Below are 13,846 nucleotides of genomic sequence, written 5' to 3' on the forward strand. Positions count from 1 at the left end.
CGGTACCGGACCACCGGCACCACCACTCGCCGCCGCGCCGGCATCCGGACCCGGACGCGCACTCTCGACAACCGACATGACCAACCAGTCCTTTCACAAGGGGGGACGGCCCTCCGAGCGGGGAGGACGGCCCTTCGAACACCAGGAAGCAGGGGGATGGGGGAGGTGGGGGGTGGGAGTTGGGGGGAACTCGGGGTGGTGCGCGGCGCGTTCAGGCGGAGGACTCCGTGGAGCCCCGGCGGCGGAGCTCCTCCGACAGTTCCAGCCAGACCCGCGCGCACTGGGCCGCCGCGGCGGCCGCCGTCTCGGCGCGGTACGGGGGGACCGCGGCGACGATCCGTTCCCGCTGGCGCAGGGCGCTGACCTGGAGATCCAGCATCCGCAGCAGGAGCCGGCCCGCCTCGCTGAGGCGGAGCAGCGGGTCCTTGCACAGTGCGGGCACCAGGGCGGCGAGCCGCTGACCGGCCGCGCCGGGCGGCCCGGGTTCGTCACCCGGCCCGGATCCACCGGTCGGGCCGGATCCACCGGGTACGCCGGTCCCTCCGGGTACGCCGGACAGGGCGCCGCCGTCGTGGAGCGGGGGGCGGGCGCGCCGCTGGCCGGCGGGCACCGGGTCGGCGCCTTCGCCGATCCGGCGCCGGACGTCCCGCACGGTCGAAGGGGCGATGCCGGCCGCCCGGGCGATCTCCCGGAGCGACGCCTGGGGGTGGTCGGCGAGCAGCCGGGCCGCGGCCTCCCGGCCGCGCACCGGGTCCAGGGGCCGGATGCGGCCGTCGCGGCCGATCCTGCCGTCCACCGCCGTCGGCCCGGTCGCCCGGGCGCGCAGTGCGGCGACGGTCCGGGCGGACAGCCCGGTGCGGTCGGCCAGGAAGCGGTCGGACCAGTCCGGGTGGGTCCGGAGGATCCGCAGGGCGGCGGTGGTGCGCTCCCTGCGGGTGAGGGGGCGTCCGTGGCGGATGTTGGCCTCCACGGAGAGGACGAAGGCGTCCTCGGCGCTGCCGTCGAAGAACACGACGTCGACGGTGTGCCGGCCGCGCAGCCGTGCGGCGCGCAGCCGGTGGGTGCCGTCGATGACCCGCATGGTGGCGCGGTGGACGAGGAGCGGCCGGTAGGGACCCTCGGCGGTGGCCAGGGTGCGTGCGTACTCCTCGTCGAGCCCGACGGTCCGCGGCGAGTCGGCGGTCCGCAGGCTGGTGGTCGGCACTCTGACCACCGCGCCGGCGGCGTCGGCGATCGGGGTGGTGTGCGCGAGGGGGGTGGGGAGTTTTCTGAGGTTCAGGTTCAGGTTCATGGGTTCACCTCCTTCCGGGAGTGGCCCGGGCGCCGGGTTCGTGCGGCGTACCCAGAAGGACAGTAAGTAACTACCGTTCGGTAACTGGCATGGGACGTGGGCGCCCGGCGCGACTCTGGCAACTCACCGCCCCGGGGCGGGCGGTGGTGGGCGACTGCGGGTCTTGCGCACTCGCCCACCACCTCGCCCACCACCGGGCGAAGCGGCCGGTCAGACACCCACGAGCTCCTGCGCGCCGACGAAGTCCCGCAGCCAGGAACGGAATCCGGGCCCGAGGTCCTCGCGCTCACAGGCGAGACGGACGGTGGCCTGGAGGTACTCGGCGCGGTCACCGGTGTCGTAACGGCGGCCGCCGAAGACGACGCCGTGCACGGGCCGGCCGCGCTCGACGAGCCCGCGCAGCGCGTCGGTGAGCTGGATCTCGCCGCCCCGCCCCGGACGGGTGCGGCGCAGCTCGTCGAAGATCTCCGGGTCGAGCAGATAGCGCCCGATCACGGCGAGGTTGCTGGGCGCGGTGCCGGGGGCGGGCTTCTCCACCAGGTCGGTGACGCGGACGCCGTCGCTGCCGGCCAGGTGCCGCACGGCGGCGCATCCGTACTGGTGGATGCGGTCGGGACCGACCTCCATGAGGGCCACGACGCTGCCGCCGTGGCGCTCGCGGACCTCGGTCATCCGGGCGAGGAGGGGGTCGCGGGGGTCGATGAGGTCGTCGGCCAGGAGCACGGCGAAGGGCTCGTCGCCGACGTGCGGGGCGGCGCAGAGGACGGCGTGCCCGAGGCCGAGCGGATCGCGCTGGCGCACGTAGTGGATGTCGGCCAGTTCGGTGGAGGCGCAGACGCTGTCCAGCTTGTCCTGGTCGCCCCGGCGGGTCAGCGCCTCCTCCAGCTCGTGGTTGCGGTCGAAGTGGTCCTCCAGGGCGCGCTTGTTGCGGCCGGTGACCATGAGGATGTCCGCCATGCCGGCGGCGACCGCCTCCTCGACGACGTACTGGATGGCGGGCTTGTCGACGACCGGCAGCATCTCCTTCGGCGTGGCCTTGGTGACCGGCAGGAACCGGGTGCCGAGACCGGCCGCGGGAATGACCGCCTTGGTGATGGGGGAAGGTGTTTTCGACATGCTGGTGAGGCTAGGGAATCCGACCCCGGAAAAGCACTTCCCGCCGTTCCCCCGGACGCCACTTCGGCATTTCGTCAAAGTCGCGTGGACCACCGCGAGCCGAATGCCGTAAATGCGGTACGAGGGATTCCGGTGACGTTTCCCGCGCTCATGCGAAAAGCCCCGACCGCGAAAGAGCGACGGTCGGGGCGGGCGGAGCGGACACGGCGTTCGGAGCGGTCGGAGCGGTCGGAGCGGTCGAGGCGGTCGGAGCGGTCAAGGCGCAGGGAGGTCGGGGGCCAGGGAGGTCGGGGGGCAGGGAGGTCAGGGGCCGCCCTGCGGCGGGACGGACGGCGGACGACCGCCGTACGGGAGGGCGGCCTGGAGCCCGCCGTACGCGCCGACGGCGGGAGGTCCCGCGGACGGCTCCGCGACCACGCCCCGGCAGACGAGCCGCCACAGCTCGCGCAGCTCCTCCAGGGCGCGGCCGGGCAGGGCGGTGGGGCGCCGCCGGACGCGCCAGGCGGTGCCGGACAGCAGGTGGCAGGCGAGCCCGGCGATCCGGCGGGGCTCGGCCCCCGGCGCCAGCTCCCCCCTCGCGGCGGCCTGTTCGAGCAGCGCCTGGAAGGACGGGAGCCAGGCGCCGCACCACGACGGGCCGGACCGCCCGCCCTCCTGGCTGAGGCGGATCGCGGCCCGGACGGCCGCCTCGCGCTCGACCAGCGCGCCGAGGGCGAGCAGCTGGACGGAGGCGGTGTCGACGGCCCGGCCGGAGCGCCGCTCGGCGTCGCCGGCGACGCCGCGGGCCAGGGCCGTTCCGCGCTGCACCACGGCGGCGGCGAGATCGGCTTTCGCGTCGAAATGGAAGGTCACCGCACCCACGGAAATGCCCGCGCGCCGGCTCAACCGGGAGAACGAGGTCCCCTCGTAACCGTGCAGGTCGAATTCGACCGCGGCCGCGGAGAGAAGCTGCTGACGGGTGCGCACGGCGCGCGTTTGTTTCACCACGTATTCATCACTGCCATTCGGATCGTCACTGCCCCGCCGATACGCGTCGGCGCGCGCCGTCGCGCGCCGCCCCCGGAGGGGTCAGCGGCCCGCAGCCTGCCCGTCCGCGCACCCCGACGCGAGGGCTACTTGGCGAAGACGTCACCCGCCCCCGGGCACTCCGCCGGGCGCCCTCCCCCAACCTGCCGAAGTCGTCCCTCGAAGGCCAGAGGAACACTCGAAAAAAAACGATCGTTCTGTATTCTGCAGGTACGGATCGATCGACGGATCCGATGGATCGCCCGGCCGACGCACCCGCCGGCCGTTACCGAGGAGGCGGAGAGATGACGGCACTGACCCTGCCCCTGGCTCCCAGAGCCACGGAGACGCCGCACGAGCGGTTACCCCAGCCCACACCGCGGTCCGGACCCGGACCCACACCGCTGCCCACCCCCGACCCGGTCCTGACCGGCTACACCGAGCGGCTCTTCGGCCATCTGTCCCGCGCCGACCAGCGGCGCTGGGCGGGGGTCTACCTCCAGGGGCTGCTGACCGCGCCGGGCAAGAAGTCCGTACGGGAGCTGGCCGCCTCGGTCACGGACTCCCCCACCGCGTACCAGTCGCTCCAGCAGTTCATCAACGCGAGCCCCTGGGAGTGGGAGCCCGCCCGCCGCGAGCTCCTGCGCTGGGTCGGCGAGCGCCACACCCCCGCCGCCTGGACCATCGGGCAGGCGGTCCTGCCCAAGCGCGGTTCCCACTCCGTCGGCGTGCACCGCCGGTTCGACCCGGCCGCCGGACGGACCCTCAACTGCCAGCTCGGCATCGGGATCTTCGCCGGCCTCGACGAGGTCACCGGCATCCCGGTCGACTGGCGGCTGATGATCCCGGAGCCCTGGCTCGCCGACGCCGACCGGCGCCGCCGCGCCCGGATAGACCCCGCGACCTCCTACCGCTCCCCCGCCGCGCTGATCCTGGACCTCGCGGACGCCGTCCGGGACGCGCCCCGCGCGCCCCTGGTCGCGGACCTGAGCCGGACCGCACGGGCGGGAGAGCTGATCGCCGCGCTCGCGGCCCGCGGCTGGGACCTGCTCGTCGCCGTCCCGCCGACGCTCACGCTCACCCCCGCCGGTCTCCCCACCGGCACCGAACTCACGGCCGCCGGCGTCGCCACCCTCGGCCGGCTGCGCCACCCCCAGGCGATGCGGGTCCACTCGACCCTCGTACGCCTCCCTGATCTTCCGCAGCCCTGCCGCCTGTTCAGCCAGCGCCGCAACGGCCCCTTCTGGCTCACGACCCTCACCCGCCACCGGATGGACGACCTCCTCCACCTGACCCTCCACCAGGGCGCACCCGCGGCGACGGCCCGCCGTCTGGCCGACGCGTACGGCCTCCTCGACTTCGAGGGACGCTCGTACCCCGGCTGGCACCACCACATGACGCTGGTCTCGGCCGCGTACGCCTACGACGTCGCTCCCGTGCCCGTGCGCCGCCACCGCCTCCCCGGCGCGGCATGACGGCCGGGGAGGCGTGCCGGACGGTCACCCGTCGGCGCGGAGCAGGGCGAGGACCTCGTCGCGGACCCTGGCCGTGGTCGCCGCGTCCCGCGCCTCGACGTTGAGGCGGAGCAGGGGTTCGGTGTTGGAGGCGCGGAGGTTGAACCACCAGTCGGCGGAGGTGACCGTGAGACCGTCGAGCTCGTCGAGGACGACGCCGTCCTCGTTCTCGTACGCGGCCCTGACGGCGGCGGTACGCGCGCCCTGGTCGGCGACGGTGGAGTTGATCTCGCCGGAGCCGGCGTACCGGTCGTACGAGGCGACCAGCTCCGACAGCGGCCCCTCCTGGCCCCCGAGGGCGGCGAGGACGTGCAGGGCGGCGAGCATGCCCGTATCGGCGTTCCAGAAGTCCTTGAAGTAGTAGTGCGCCGAGTGCTCGCCGCCGAAGACGGCGCCGGTCTTCGCCATCTCCTCCTTGATGAAGGAGTGCCCGACCCGGGTGCGCACGGGCACACCGCCGTGCTCGCGGACGACCTCGGGGACGGACCAGGAGGTGATCAGGTTGTGGATGACCGTCCCACCGGGATGCCTGGCGAGCTCGCGCGCGGCGACGAGGGCCGTGATCGCGGACGGCGAGACGGGCTCGCCTCGCTCGTCGACGACGAAGCACCGGTCCGCGTCCCCGTCGAAGGCGAGCCCGAGGTCGGCACCCTCCGCCCGGACACGGGCCTGGAGATCGACGATGTTCTTCGGGTCGAGCGGATTCGCCTCGTGGTTCGGAAAGGTCCCGTCGAGCTCGAAGTACATCGGGACCGTCTCCAGCGGCAGCCCGTCGAAGACGGTGGGGACGGTGTGCCCGCCCATGCCGTTGCCCGCGTCCACGACGACCTTGAGCGGCCGGATCGCGGCGAGATCCACCAGCGCCTTCAGGTGGGCGGCGTACTCGGCGAGCGTGTCCCGCTCGGAGACGGTGCCGGGGGTCGCGGCGGCCTCGGGAGCACCCTCCGCCAGCCACCGCTCGACGAGCGCCCGGATGTCGGAGAGGCCGGTGTCCTGGCCGACCGGGGCGGCGCCGGCGCGGCACATCTTGATGCCGTTGTACCGGGCCGGATTGTGCGAGGCGGTGAACATCGCACCGGGCAGACCCAGGCTGCCGGAGGCGAAGTACAGCTGATCGGTGGAGCAGAGCCCGATGACCGTGACGTCGGCGCCGACCCGCGCGGCGCCGCGGGCGAACGCGCCGGCGAGCCCCGGCGAGGAGGGGCGCATGTCGTGGCCGACGACGACGGCGTCGGCGTCCGTGACGCGGACGAAGGCGGCGCCGAAGAGCCCGGCGACCTCCTCGTCCCACTGATCGGGCACGATCCCGCGGACGTCGTACGCCTTCACGATCGCGGCGAGCGAGACGACGGGGGACGGCAGGACCGGGGACGACGGGACCGGGGACGAGAGGACCTTCGACACGTCGGGCTCCTTCAGGCGGAGGGGAGGGACGCCGCCGGACGCTACCCGCGCTTCCATCCCACCCGCCCGCAGACCGCCGATTCACACGACGGCTATGGCACCTCGGCGCTCACCCCCCGACGCCGACCCCGTCCGACGCGGACTCCGCGTCCGCCTCCGCGTCCGCCTCCGACTCGGGAAGATCGAACCGCAGCGCGTCCCGGACCTCGGGCACGGCCACCCCGGGCAGCAGGTAGCGCCACAGGGAGACGACCCGCTCGGGCAGGTCGCGCCGCTCGGACGAGACCTGGGAGAACAACTGCGCACCGGTGAAGGAGCTCACGAGCACCCAGGCGAAGTCCTCGTCGTCGAGCCCGGGCAGGAGCTCGCCCCGGGCGCGGGCGAACCGCAGCTGCTGCCGGAACTCCAGCACCCAGGCCTGGTACGCCACGTCGTCGCGCAGCCCGAACTCGCCCTGCTCGACGGCGAGTCGGACTCCCGCGCGGAGCAGCGGGTTGCGCCGCAGCTCGACGGCCAGGTACAGGGTGATGTCGATGAGCCGCTGGAGCCCGTCCTCCCCCTTGGGGAAGTCGAGCCCCTCCCCCTGACTGACCATCACGGAGTAGGCGAGCTCCTCCTTGGAGCCGAAGTGGAAGTACATGCCTCCCTGGGTGACGCCGGCCCGTTTCATGATCTTGCTGATGCTGGCGCCGCTGAACCCGAACTCGTCGAACACCTCGGCCGCGGCGCGCAGGATCACCGCCCTCGTCTGCACCGCCCTCGGTTGCGGCGTCCTCTGCCGGTTCCGATCTGCCACCGTCCCGCTCCCCTCTCGACAAAAAAAACGAACATCCTCTATTTTAGAGCGTGTGCCCGGTCAGGGCCATCCACACTGCGCACGACACCTGGGGGAATCCGATGACTCCATACGTCGATCACACCGCGACCGCGAACCACGCGGGTCTGAGCAGCGCGTTACCGAGGGAGTACGTGCACAAGAGCGCGCACTCCGAAGTCCTCCTCACCGGCTGGAAGACGGAAGGTCCCGACACCTTCACCGTCACCGCCCAGTGGCCCCGCACCCACGCGTTCTACGCGCCCACCGACGGCCGTCACGACCCGCTGCTGCTCGCCGAGACCGTCCGCCAGGCCGTCCCGCTGCTGAGCCACGTCGCCTACGACGTCCCCTTCGGCCACCGCCAGATCTGGAACACCTTCTCCTTCTCGCTCGACCCCGACGCCCTCGCCGTCGGCGCCACCCCGGCCGAGGTAGACATGCACGTCCGGTGCACCGACGTCACCCGCCGCGCCGGCCGCCTGCACGGCCTCACGATGCAGGTCGAGCTCACCCGCGACGGCGCCCCCCTCGGCACCGCGCAGGCCGCCTTCACCAACCAGCCGCCCCACCTCTACCGGCGGCTCCGCGGCCCCTACGCCGACACGGCCCGCGCCCTCTCCACGGCCCTCCCCGCGCCGTCCCCGCTGCCTCCCCACCACGTGGACCGCGACCGCCGAAGCGACGTCGTCCTGGCCCCCACCCCGGCCCCCCACCGGACCCAGCTGCGCATCGACACCACGCACCCGGTGCTCTTCGACCACCCCGTCGACCACGCCCCCGGCATGCTCCTCATCGAAGCCGCCCGCCAGGCCGCCCACCACACCACCCCGGACGGCCACCCCACCGCCGTCCTCACCGGCCTGCACACCACGTTCCACCGCTACATCGAACTGGACGCCCCCTGCTACATCACCACGGCCCCGACCCCCACCCACACGGTCGAGGTCCAGGCCGTCCAGAACGACCACCTGTCCTTCACCGCGGCCGCCACCCTCACCGCCCGCACCAGGTAACCACCCCGCCTCCCCCCACCCCCCACAAACCGAGGCGCCCCCACCACCCCCCATCCGCTAGGCTGTGACCGGCCATCCCCGCCTCCGTAGCTCAGGGGATAGAGCACCGCTCTCCTAAAGCGGGTGTCGCAGGTTCGAATCCTGCCGGGGGCACACGGCGTGAGGACCCCTACCGGGGAACGGTAGGGGTCCTCGTCGTTTTCCCGGAGGGGGATCCGGGGCGGTCAGACGGCCTGGGGGCGGTGCGGGGTGGTCCTCAGGGTGAATTCGAGGTGCTCGGCGGCCGCTCGTGCCGCGTTCACCGCCTCCTCGGGGGTGGCCCCCACCGCTCGGGCGAAGGCGACGCGGGAGCCGGAGGAGGTCAGGCCGGCGATCTTGGCGCCCGGCTTGGCGAGGAGGGTGACCTCCGTGACGCCGGGGAGGGAGCGGGCCTCGTCGAGGCGGGAGACGTGGTCGAGGACGCCGGTGGCCTCCAGGGCCGCGAACCAGACGGCCGAGCAGCGGGGCGGGCGGGGCTCGGCCAGGGTGGTGCGGACGGACGGCAGGACGCTCCGGCCCAGGGTCTGGCGGGTCGCGCAGTCGTCGATGTCGACGCCGGTGGCGTCCCGGACGAGGGCGGGGATCTCGTCGCCGCCCATGCGGACGTGCGTCTCGATCAGCCGGGGGCCCTTCTCCGTGAGGCAGATCTCCGAGTGGGTCGGGCCGAACTCCACGCCGAGGGCGTCGAGTACGGCGCCCACGTAGGCGTGGATCCCGTCGCGGACCTCGTCGGCGAGCGGCGCGGGGGTGACGTGGCCGAGTTCGACGAAGGTGGCCGGGTCGGAGAACTTCGCGGTGATCGCGACGACCTGGTGCTCGCCCGCCTCCGTGACGGCCTCGACGCTGAACTGCGGCCCGTCGAGGAACTCCTCGACGAGGACGCCCGCGTTCGGCAGGTCCCCGTAGCTGCCGTCGGCGCGGGCGAAGGCCTCGGCCAGTTCGCTCTCGTCGGTCACCTTCGTGATGCCGGCGCTGCCGGAGTTGGAGACGGGCTTCACCACGCAGGGCAGGCCGTGGCGGTGGGTGAAGGCGCGCAGTTCGTCGACGTCGGCCACGCGGACGCCGGCCGTGGAGTCGACGCCCGCCTCGCTCAGCCGGGCCCGCATGGCGCGCTTGTCGTGCACCAGGTGGACGGTGTCCGGGCGGTGCGCGGCGAGCCCCAGCGCCTCGGCGATGACGGCGTAGTGGTTCTGGTTGCGCTCGCCGAAGGTGCCGATCCGGGTGAAGGGGTCCCGGGCGTGGACGGCCGCCGCCAGGTCGACCCACTCCTGCTCCGGGGCGTCGTCCCGGAGGCCCAGGACGCGGGCGTTGTCGCCGGGGGCGCGGACCCGGCCGACGGAGTCGAGGCGGCAGAACACCGTGGTGCGGGCGCCCGGGTGGGCGGCGCGGATGCGGGCGGGGAAGTCGCGGCCGGTGCCGACGATCAGGACGTGCTCGGACAAGGCGGCTTGTCCCTTCCTTGTGGGAGGAGAGCGGGAGACGGCGGGGGGAGGGGTCGCTCCCCGTCGGCTACTCCCAGGTGGTGTTGTCGTTCCACCAGTCCGTGGCTTCGGCCAGGCGGGACTCCACGACCTCCGTGGTGTCGGCCTCGACGAAGACGTTGGCCACCGCGTCGGCGGCCGACTCCACGCCCCGGCACAGCGTCCCGGCCTCGCGCATGAGGGTCAGCTCCACGCCGGGGACCGGGCAGGGCCCGGCCGGCGGGACGAAGGCGCCGTGGCCGGGCGAGTACAGCACGTGGCCGACGGCCCGGGCCGGAGCGGCTGGCTGGGTGGTCAGGGTGAGGGGGAGCCCGCACTGCGCCCGGAGCCCTTCGCGCGCCAGGTGGACGCCGAAGGCCCTGATGTACTGCTCCGCGATGAGCCCGCCGCCGGCGCGGCTGGCGATCTCGCAGAGCACGGGGACGCCGTCCGGGCCGACCCACGCCTCCAGGTGGAAGGCGAGGGGGTGCGGCGCCGGGGGCAGGGCGGCGGCGACGTCGGCGGCCAGCCGCTGGAGGGCGTGGGTGACGGCGTCGTCCGGGGCGAGCAGGACGCTGCCGGTGTGGAGGTTCTCGCTGACGCGCTCGGCGAGGCCGCCGGAGTAGCGGGAGGGCCAGGAGTGGACGATCCGGCCGTCGCGCATGATGCCGTCCACGTGGTGGAAGTCGCCGTGGGCGACGCTCTCCACCATCCACTGGCCGGGCAGGTACGGCACCTCGGAGCCGCGTTCGCGGGCGAAGAAGGCCGTGACGTCCGCGGGCTCGCGCAGGAACGCCACCCCCTCGGCGCCGGCGCCGGAGCGCGGCTTGACGACGACGGGCAGGCCGTGGGCGTCGACGAAGTCGAGGAGGTCCCGCGGGCTGTCCACGGCGGCGAAGTCCGGGACCCGTACGCCCGCGGCCCGCGCGAGCTCCTTCATGACGACCTTGTCGCGGTAGGCGGTCGCCGAGGCGACGTCCTGTCCGGGCAGCCCGAGCCGGGCCCGGAGCCGGGCGGCCCGCAGCACGTCGCTCTCGCTGGTGCTGGCCACCAGGTCCGCCCCGTACGCGCGGGCGGCCTCCTCCGCGATCTCCTCGGTCGCCCAGCCGTGGTAGTCGTCGACCAGCCGGTGGCGGGGGAAGGAGGCGGCGAGGACGTCCTCGGCGCCGGCGACCGCCTTGGGCGTGGTGATCAGGACGGCGTCCTCGGGGCGGTCGAGCCACTCCTGGAGCGGGCGGCCGACGAGCGGCTGGCGCGAGAACAACAGAACGGTGGGCATGTGTCAGGTCCTTGCTGGAAGAGGAGTCGTGACCGGCTGCAGGTCCCCGTGGCGGTGGACGAGGCCGTCCCCCCGCTCGCCGTGCTCGGCCTGCTCGACGGCGCCCACAAGCAGGTGGTGGTCGCCCAGGCGCACGGTGCTGTGGCGCGAGCACAGCAGCCGGCCCAGGCAGCCCGCCAGGTACGGCACGCCGTGCGGGCCGGGGTGCCAGGCGGTCGGCGGGGCGAAGCGGTCGGTGCCCGGGGTGGCGAAGCGGACGGCCGTGTCCGCCTGGCCGGCGCCGAGCAGGTGGATCGCGAAGTGCTCGCTGTGCGCCATCTTCTGCCAGGTGGTGGAGGTGTCGGCGAGGGCGACGGCGACGAGCGCGGGTGCGGCGCTGATCGAGGTGAAGGAGGTGACGGTCACTCCCACCGGGCCGCCCGGCCCGGCGGCGGTCAGGACCGTGACCCCCGACGGGTGGGCGCGCAGGACGGAACGCAGCGCCGTCGCGTCGACGGTCATACCGCGCCCGCCGGAGCCGGGGCGGGCCCCGCCGGAGCCGCGGAACCGCCCGCCGCCACCGGCGGGAAGGCCGGGCGGGGCAGGCCGAGGTTGTCCCGCAGGGTGGTGCCCTCGTAGCGGGTGCGGACCAGGCCGCGGCGCTGCAGCTCGGGGACGAGGAGGTCGACGATGGCGTCGAGGCCGCCCGGGTGGTAGTCCGGCATGATGTTGAAGCCGTCGGCCGCCTCGTTGACGAACCAGTCCTCCAGCTCGTCCGCGATGCTCTGAGGGGTGCCGAGCAGGAAGCGGTGGCCGCGTCCGGCGGCGACCGCCAGGTAGAGCTCGCGGATGGTCAGGCCCTGCCTGCGGGCCTGCTCGTAGATGACCTGCTGCTTGCTGGTGCTGCCCTCGATGGCGGGCAGTTCGGGCAGCGGGCCGTCGAGCGGATGTCCGGTGAGGTCGACGTTGCCGAGCTGGTACGAGAGCATCCCGAGGCCGACGACCGGGTCGACGAGGGACTGCAGGGTCGCGTACTTGTCCTCGGCCTCGGCCAGGGTGCGGCCCACCACGATGAAGGCGCCCGGCAGGATCTTGACGTGGTCGGGGTCGCGTCCGTGGTCGGCTATCTGCTTCTTCAGGCCGCGGTAGTAGACCTGCGCCTGGTCCAGGGTCTGCTGGACGGTGAAGACGACCTCGGCCCACCGGGCGGCGAAGTCCTGGCCGTCCGGGGAGGAGCCGGCCTGGACGATGACGGGGTGGCCCTGCGGCGGGCGGGCGACGTTCAGCGGGCCCCGTACGGAGAAGTGCTCGCCCTGGTGCCCGAGGATGTGCAGCTTCTCCGGGTCGAAGAAGCGGCCGGACTCCTTGTCGTAGAGGAAGGCGTCGTCCTCCCAGCTGTCCCACAGGCCGGTGACGACCTCCATGAACTCCCGGGCGCGGTGGTAGCGGGCGGCGTGCTCGGGCTGCTTGTCCAGGTGGTAGTTGCGCGCCTCGGCGTCCGTCGCGGAGGTCACCACGTTCCAGCCCGAGCGGCCGGCGCTGAGGTGGTCGAGGGAGGCGAACTGCCGTGCCAGCGTGAAGGGTTCGTTGTAGGTGGTGGACGCGGTGGCGGTGAGGCCGATGTGCCGGGTGTGCACGGCGAGCGCGGACAGCAGGGTCAGCGGCTCGAAGTGGACCATGCGGCCCTGGCGGCTCAGCTCGTCGGCGTCCTTGTACCGGGTCCGCACCCCCGCCCCGTCGGACAGGAAGACCATGTCGAACATGCCGCGCTCGGCGGTCTGCACCAGGGAGCGGTAGTAGTCGAAGTCCAGGCCGCCGTCGGGGCGGGCCTCGGGGTGCCGCCAGGCGGCTATGTGGTGCCCGGGCGCGGGAAGGAAGGCGCCGAGCTTCATCATGCGGCGGTGCGGACTCACCAGGGGTTCTCCACGGTCGGCAAAGCAGGGGCGGGTGGGGCGGGAGGGAAGGGGTCTCAGCCGAGGAGGCGGACGGGCGCTCCCGCGAGGTACGCCTCGATGTCCTCGACGGCGTGCGTGTAGTAGGTGCGGTAGTTGTTCTGGGAGACGTAGCCCAGGTGGGGGGTGGCCAGCAGGCGGGGCGTGGTGCGCACCGGGTGGTCGGCGGGCAGCGGCTCGACGTCGTACACGTCCAGGCCGGCGCCGGCGATGCGGCCCTCGCGCAGGGCGTCCAGGAGGGCGTCCTGGTCGATCAGGCCGGCCCGGGAGGTGTTGACCAGGTACGCGGTCGGCTTCAGGAGCGCCAGTTCGGCGGGGCCGAGGAGGCCGCGGGTGCGGTCGCCGAGGACGAGGTGCAGGGAGACGAAGTCGCTGGTGGCGAGGAGTTCCTCCTTGGAGGCGGCCCGCCGGACGCCGACCTCGGCGGCGCGCTCCTCGGTGAGGTTCTGGCTCCAGGCCTGGACGTCCATGCCGAAGGCGAGGGCGACCTGGGCGACCCGGCTGCCGATCTTGCCGAGGCCGAGGAGGCCGAGGGTGCGGCCGTGGAGGTCGGCGCCGACGGTGGACTGCCAGGGGCCGCCGGCGCGCAGCGCCGTGTTCTCGGTGACGATGCCCCGGGCCAGGCCGAGGAGGAGGGCCCAGGTCAGCTCGACGGGCGGGGTGGAGGTGCTGGCGGTGCCGCTGACGGTGACGCCGTTGCGGGCGGCGGCCGCGTAGTCGATGACGCTGTTGCGCATGCCGGAGGCGATGAGGAGGCGCAGGCGGGGCAGTCGGTCGAGGAGGGAGGCGGGGAAGACGACGCGTTCGCGCAGGGTCACGACGATGTCGAAGTCGGCCAGGGCGGTGGCGAGTTCGTCCTCGGTGGCGAAGTGTTCGGGGAAGCTGACGACCTCCACCCGGTCCTTGAGGGGGCTCCAGTCGGCGGCGGTGGTGGCCACCTGCTGGAAGTCGTCGAGTACGGCGCAGCGAAGGCTCAT

12 protein-coding genes and 1 tRNA gene are annotated in these 13,846 nt (G+C 73.6%); 3 read left to right on the forward strand and 10 right to left on the reverse strand.

Features of this window, described 5'->3' with window-relative positions:
* Positions 1-211: 211 nt before the first annotated feature.
* The 3 genes from AB0E19_RS29000 to AB0E19_RS29010 form a co-directional block, all read right to left on the reverse strand.
* The gene (locus tag AB0E19_RS29000; protein WP_362185150.1) at positions 212-1,291 is read right to left on the reverse strand and encodes a ParB N-terminal domain-containing protein; all 1,080 of its coding nucleotides are present in this window, start codon (positions 1,289-1,291) and stop codon (positions 212-214) included.
* A 210-nt stretch (positions 1,292-1,501) separates the two neighbouring features.
* A complete protein-coding gene (galU, locus tag AB0E19_RS29005) occupies positions 1,502-2,407 on the reverse strand; it encodes a UTP--glucose-1-phosphate uridylyltransferase GalU (RefSeq protein WP_362185151.1) in 906 nt (301 codons plus the stop codon).
* A gap of 303 nt (positions 2,408-2,710) precedes the next feature.
* On the reverse strand, positions 2,711-3,394 hold the full coding sequence (locus AB0E19_RS29010; RefSeq protein ID WP_362185152.1) for a TetR/AcrR family transcriptional regulator: 684 nt from the start codon (positions 3,392-3,394) through the stop codon (positions 2,711-2,713).
* Positions 3,395-3,717: 323 nt separating this feature from the next.
* On the opposite strand from AB0E19_RS29010, the gene AB0E19_RS29015 reads away from it, so the two are divergent.
* Positions 3,718-4,887, forward strand: a complete 1,170-nt coding sequence (locus AB0E19_RS29015) for a transposase (protein ID WP_362185153.1) — start codon at positions 3,718-3,720, stop codon at positions 4,885-4,887.
* Between the two features lie 24 nt (positions 4,888-4,911).
* Here AB0E19_RS29015 and AB0E19_RS29020 read toward each other — a convergent pair whose 3' ends face one another.
* On the reverse strand, positions 4,912-6,288 hold the full coding sequence (locus tag AB0E19_RS29020) for a phosphomannomutase/phosphoglucomutase (protein ID WP_362185248.1): 1,377 nt from the start codon (positions 6,286-6,288) through the stop codon (positions 4,912-4,914).
* A gap of 151 nt (positions 6,289-6,439) precedes the next feature.
* Entirely contained in the window at positions 6,440-7,084 is a 645-nt protein-coding gene (locus tag AB0E19_RS29025) for a ScbR family autoregulator-binding transcription factor (protein ID WP_362185154.1), read from the reverse strand.
* Positions 7,085-7,227: 143 nt separating this feature from the next.
* Between AB0E19_RS29025 and AB0E19_RS29030 the strand changes: the two genes are divergently transcribed.
* Positions 7,228-8,160, forward strand: coding sequence for a ScbA/BarX family gamma-butyrolactone biosynthesis protein (locus AB0E19_RS29030; protein WP_362185155.1), 933 nt, complete (start codon positions 7,228-7,230; stop codon positions 8,158-8,160).
* A gap of 80 nt (positions 8,161-8,240) precedes the next feature.
* Positions 8,241-8,313, forward strand: a tRNA-Arg gene (locus tag AB0E19_RS29035).
* Between the two features lie 71 nt (positions 8,314-8,384).
* On the opposite strand, the gene AB0E19_RS29040 is transcribed toward AB0E19_RS29035, so the two are convergent.
* From AB0E19_RS29040 to AB0E19_RS29060, 5 genes are all read right to left on the reverse strand, one after another.
* On the reverse strand, positions 8,385-9,641 hold the full coding sequence (locus AB0E19_RS29040; RefSeq protein ID WP_362185156.1) for an ATP-grasp domain-containing protein: 1,257 nt from the start codon (positions 9,639-9,641) through the stop codon (positions 8,385-8,387).
* A gap of 67 nt (positions 9,642-9,708) precedes the next feature.
* A complete protein-coding gene (locus tag AB0E19_RS29045; RefSeq protein WP_362185157.1) occupies positions 9,709-10,938 on the reverse strand; it encodes a hypothetical protein in 1,230 nt (409 codons plus the stop codon).
* 3 nt (positions 10,939-10,941) lie between these two features.
* The gene (locus AB0E19_RS29050; RefSeq protein WP_362185158.1) at positions 10,942-11,439 is read right to left on the reverse strand and encodes a flavin reductase family protein; all 498 of its coding nucleotides are present in this window, start codon (positions 11,437-11,439) and stop codon (positions 10,942-10,944) included.
* Entirely contained in the window at positions 11,436-12,830 is a 1,395-nt protein-coding gene (locus tag AB0E19_RS29055) for an LLM class flavin-dependent oxidoreductase (protein ID WP_362185159.1), read from the reverse strand. Before AB0E19_RS29055 ends, AB0E19_RS29050 begins: the two co-directional genes overlap by 4 nt.
* 56 nt (positions 12,831-12,886) lie before the next feature.
* On the reverse strand, positions 12,887-13,846 hold the full coding sequence (locus AB0E19_RS29060; RefSeq protein ID WP_362185160.1) for a D-2-hydroxyacid dehydrogenase family protein: 960 nt from the start codon (positions 13,844-13,846) through the stop codon (positions 12,887-12,889).

This window comes from Streptomyces sp. NPDC047974 (genome assembly GCF_040653375.1).
Taxonomy (GTDB): Bacteria; Actinomycetota; Actinomycetes; order Streptomycetales; family Streptomycetaceae; genus Streptomyces.

Bases quoted from the DNA above. Each gene is read 5' to 3' on its own strand.
- AB0E19_RS29000 (WP_362185150.1), bottom strand. From the start codon at position 1,291: ATGAACCTGAACCTGAACCTCAGAAAACTCCCCACCCCCCTCGCGCAC.
- galU (WP_362185151.1), bottom strand. From the start codon at position 2,407: ATGTCGAAAACACCTTCCCCCATCACCAAGGCGGTCATTCCCGCGGCC.
- AB0E19_RS29015 (WP_362185153.1), top strand. From the start codon at position 3,718: ATGACGGCACTGACCCTGCCCCTGGCTCCCAGAGCCACGGAGACGCCG.
- AB0E19_RS29030 (WP_362185155.1), top strand. From the start codon at position 7,228: ATGACTCCATACGTCGATCACACCGCGACCGCGAACCACGCGGGTCTG.
- AB0E19_RS29045 (WP_362185157.1), bottom strand. From the start codon at position 10,938: ATGCCCACCGTTCTGTTGTTCTCGCGCCAGCCGCTCGTCGGCCGCCCG.
- AB0E19_RS29050 (WP_362185158.1), bottom strand. From the start codon at position 11,439: ATGACCGTCGACGCGACGGCGCTGCGTTCCGTCCTGCGCGCCCACCCG.
- AB0E19_RS29060 (WP_362185160.1), bottom strand. From the start codon at position 13,846: ATGAGCCTTCGCTGCGCCGTACTCGACGACTTCCAGCAGGTGGCCACC.